Raw genomic sequence first — 4171 nt, forward strand, 5'->3', positions numbered from 1 at the left:
ACCGTATCCTGGTGATGTTTGCCGGCCGCATCGTCGGCGAGCGCGGCTCCGAAGCGACCGAGGGCGAGCTCGGCCTGCTGATGGCCGGCATCGAGCACCAGGAGGCAGCACTTTGAGCACGCCTTACGCCAAACTGCCGGCCTGGGCCGACTATGGCCTGATCCCGCTGATCAATCTGTTCGTCGCCTTCGTCGTCGCCGGCTTCGTCGTGCTTCTGGTCGGTGAGAATCCGTTGCGCGCCGCCGTCATCCTGGTCGAAGGCGCCTTCGGCAAAGGCACAGGCATCGCCTTCACCCTGTTTTATGCCACCACCTTCATCTTCACCGGGCTTTCGGTGGCGGTGGCCGCGCATTGCGGCCTGTTCAACATCGGCACCGAGGGGCAGGCCTACATCGCCGGCCTTGGCATCGCCATCGTCTGCCTGAGCTTCGACAGTACACTGCCGTGGTGGCTGACCTTCCCGCTGGCGATCATTGCTGCGGCGGCGGTGGGCGCATTGTGGGCGCTTATCCCGGCCTATCTGCAGGCCAAGCGCGGCTCGCACATCGTCATCACCACCATCATGTTCAACTTCATCGCCGCCTCGATCATGGTTTACCTGCTGGTCGGCCCGTTGAAGCCAGCCGCCTCGCAAGCGCCGCAGACGCGCAACTTCCTCGCCGGCGCGGAACTGCCCAAACTCAACTGGATCATCGAGCTGTTCGGCGCCAAGATCCGTTCGGCGCCGCTCAACGTCACCTTCCTGCTGGCGCTGGTCATGGCCTTCCTGGTCTGGCTGCTGATCTGGCGCACCAAGCTCGGCTACGAGATGCGCACCTACGGTCACAGCCCGAAGGCGGCACGCTATGCCGGCATTTCCGAAACCCGCATCATCATCACCGCCATGATGATCTCGGGCGCACTGGCCGGCATGATGGCGCTCAATCCGGTGATGGGCGATCAGCACAATGTCGCCATCGACTTCGTTTCCGGCGCCGGCTTCGTCGGCATCGCCGTGGCGCTGATGGGCCGCCTGCACCCTGTCGGCATCGTATTGGCGGCGGTCCTGTTCGGCATGCTCTACCAGGGCGGCGCCGAACTCGCCTTCGAGATGCCGGCAATCAGCCGCGACATGATCGTCATCATTCAAGGCCTGGTGATCCTGTTTGCCGGTGCCCTCGAGCACATGTTCCGGCCCTATATCCAGGCGCTGTTTGCCTCGTTCAGTCCGCGATCGGTCGGCATGGAAGCGGTCAAGGGGAAAGGTGCCTGAGATGGATGTGTTCAACGCGATCATCCAGACACTGGACTCCACCATCCGCCTCTCGGTGCCGCTGCTGCTTGCTTGCCTCGCCGGGCTCTATTCGGAACGCGCCGGCATCTTCGACATCGGCCTCGAAGGCAAGATGCTTGTCGGCGCCTTCGCCGGTGCGGCCGCAGCTTCCGTGTTCCATTCGGCCTTTCTCGGCCTCGGCATGGCGGTCGTGATCTCGGTCGCCTTCGCCATGATCCACGGCTTTGCCTCGATCACTCATCGCGGCAACCAGATCGTCTCCGGCGTGGCGATCAATTTCATCGCCGCCGGCTCAACCATCATCCTCGGCCAGGCCTGGTTCCAGCAGGGCGGGCGCACGCCGGCGCTGCAACCGGGCGAGCGCTTCGAGGCCATCACCTTGCCGGGCGCCGAGGCCATCCGCGACGTGCCGATCATCGGACCGGTCTATGCCGAACTCCTGTCGGGCCACTCGATCCTGGTCTATCTTGCCTTCCTGATGGTGCCGTTCACCTGGTGGGTGCTGTTTCGCACCCGCTTCGGCCTGCGCCTTCGCGCCGTCGGCGAGAACCCGGCCGCCGTCGACACCGCCGGCATCTCGGTCGCCTGGCTGCGCTACCGGGCGCTGATCTGCACCGGCATCCTCACCGGCATTGCCGGCGCCTACCTGTCGATGGTGCAAAATGGCGGCTTCGTGAAGGACATGACTGCCGGCAAGGGCTATATCGCGCTGGCAGCCTTGATCTTCGCCAAGTGGAAGCCGGTCAACGCCATGTTCGCCTGCCTGCTGTTTGGCTTCCTGGACGCAGCGTCGATCCGCCTGCAAGGATCCCCGCTGCCCATCATCGGCAAGGTGCCGGCGCAGTTCATGCAGGCGTTGCCCTACATCCTCACCGTCATCCTGCTCGCCGGCTTCATCGGCAAGGCCATTCCGCCACGCGCCGGCGGCGTGCCTTACGTCAAGGAACGTTGAGCGACGGGTCGGCTTTGCGCCGGGTTTTGAACACGATCATCGGAGAGAACGCTGAATGTCGCATGATCTGTTCGAGGCCGCCAAGGCCGCCATGGCCAAGGCCTACGCGCCCTATTCTAAGTTTCCGGTCGGCGCTGCCCTGCGCACCGAGGACGGTCGCGTCTTTACCGGCGCCAACATCGAAGTCGCCTCCTATCCGGAAGGCTGGTGCGCCGAGACCACGGCGCTCGGCCACTACATCATGGGCGGCGGCGGCAAGATCGTGGAAATCGCCGTGCTTGCCGAACGCATGGCCAAATGCTCGCCTTGCGGCGGCTGCCGCCAGCGGCTTGCCGAATTCTGCCGGCCGGAAACAAAGCTCTATCTCTGCGACAATGCGGGTGTGGCCGAAACCGTGACCATGGGCGACATGCTGCCTTACGGCTTCCGCGGCGATATTTTGAAATGAGCAACAGGCTCAAATGAACAGCTGGCAACGATGACGGAAAAAGCCCTGGATCATCTCGTCGAAAGGCTGGACGGCCTGGCGCCGGCCACGGCACTGGTGCTCGGCTCGGGCCTCGGCGGTCTGGTCGACCAGATCGAGGACCCGATCCGCATCTCCTATGCCGACCTGCCCGGCTTTCCCAGAAGCGGTGTCACCGGGCACGCCGGCGAAGTGGTGGCAGGGCTGTTTGCCGGCGTGCCGGTGCTGCTGCTGTCGGGCCGTGCCCATTACTATGAGCACGGCAACGCCGCGGCGATGCGGCCGGTGCTGGAAGTGCTTGCCGGCATCGGCATCACGAAACTGATCCTCACCAATGCCGCCGGCTCGGTCGATCCGGACATGCCGCCGGGCTCGGTGATGCTGATATCGGACCACATCAATTTCTCGGGCACCAACCCGCTGATCGGCGAACCAAGCGACCGGCGTTTTGTCGGCCTGACCGAAGCCTATGATGCCGGCATCCGCCAGGCCATCGAGCGGGCGGCAAAAGCGACCGGCACCACCCTGCACAAGGGCGTCTATATGTGGTTCTCCGGCCCATGCTTCGAAACGCCGGCCGAAATCCGCATGGCGCGCATCATGGGCGCCAATGCGGTCGGCATGTCGACCGTACCGGAGGTCATTCTCGCCCGCTTCCTCGGACTGCGCGTCGCCGCCTGTTCGGTCATCACCAATCTGGCGGCCGGCATGACCGGGGCCGAGCTTTCGCACCAGGAGACCAAGGACATGGCGCCGGTCGGCGGCGCGCGGCTGGCGACGATCCTGCAGCGCGTGTTCCGCGACGGACTGCTGGAGATCTGATGCTTCCCCAGGAAATCATCCGCCGCAAGCGCGATGGCCTCAGGCTGTCGGAGGAGGAGATCGCCGGCTTCGTCGCGGGCGTGACGTCAGGCGCCGTTACCGACGGCCAGGCCGGCGCCTTCGCCATGGCGGTGTTCTTCAACGGCATGAACCGCGACGAGGCCGTGGCGCTGACGCTGGCGATGCGCGATTCCGGCGATGTGCTCGACTGGTCGGACCTGCCAGGCCCGGTCACCGACAAGCATTCGACCGGCGGCGTCGGTGACAATGTCTCGCTGATGCTGGCGCCGATCGTCGCCGCCTGCGGCGCCTATGTGCCGATGATCTCGGGCCGTGGCCTTGGCCACACCGGCGGTACGCTGGACAAGATGGATGCCATCCCGGGCTACATCAGCCAGCCCGATGTCGCGCTGTTTCGCAAGGCGGTGCTCGAAACAGGCTGTGCCATCATCGGCCAGACCGCCGACCTCGCGCCCGCCGATCGACGACTCTATGCGATCCGCGATGTCTCCGGCACGGTCGAATCGGTGCCGCTGATCACCGCTTCGATCCTGTCGAAGAAGCTGGCGGCCGGGCTGCAATCGCTGGTGCTCGACGTCAAGGTCGGCAACGGCGCCTTCATGGAAAAATCGCGCGACGCCACCGCACTCGCCAACAG

General features: G+C 64.9%; 6 protein-coding genes. All 6 read left to right on the forward strand.

What is annotated here, in order from left to right; genetic code table 11:
* Window positions 1-116: sugar ABC transporter ATP-binding protein (locus tag EN925_RS25660; RefSeq protein WP_128337023.1), on the forward strand; the 116-nt coding region annotated here is incomplete at its 5' end.
* Window positions 113-1252, forward strand: a complete 1140-nt coding sequence (locus tag EN925_RS25665; RefSeq protein ID WP_024502793.1) for an ABC transporter permease — start codon at window positions 113-115, stop codon at window positions 1250-1252. The genes EN925_RS25660 and EN925_RS25665, both read left to right, overlap by 4 nt.
* Window position 1253: 1 nt before the next feature.
* On the forward strand, window positions 1254-2225 hold the full coding sequence (locus EN925_RS25670) for an ABC transporter permease (protein WP_024502794.1): 972 nt from the start codon (window positions 1254-1256) through the stop codon (window positions 2223-2225).
* Window positions 2226-2280: 55 nt separating this feature from the next.
* Window positions 2281-2673 carry a cytidine deaminase gene (cdd, locus tag EN925_RS25675; RefSeq protein ID WP_013529630.1) on the forward strand — a complete coding sequence of 131 codons (393 nt, stop codon included), beginning with the start codon at window positions 2281-2283 and terminating at the stop codon, window positions 2671-2673.
* Between the two features lie 30 nt (window positions 2674-2703).
* A complete protein-coding gene (locus EN925_RS25680; RefSeq protein WP_024502795.1) occupies window positions 2704-3513 on the forward strand; it encodes a purine-nucleoside phosphorylase in 810 nt (269 codons plus the stop codon).
* Window positions 3513-4171, forward strand: a 659-nt coding sequence (locus EN925_RS25685) for a thymidine phosphorylase (protein ID WP_128337024.1), incomplete at its 3' end; no start/stop codon positions are given. The genes EN925_RS25680 and EN925_RS25685, both read left to right, overlap by 1 nt.

The sequence above is a fragment of the Mesorhizobium sp. M7A.F.Ca.US.006.04.2.1 genome (assembly GCF_004022915.1).
Classification (GTDB): Bacteria; Pseudomonadota; Alphaproteobacteria; order Rhizobiales; family Rhizobiaceae; genus Mesorhizobium; species Mesorhizobium ciceri.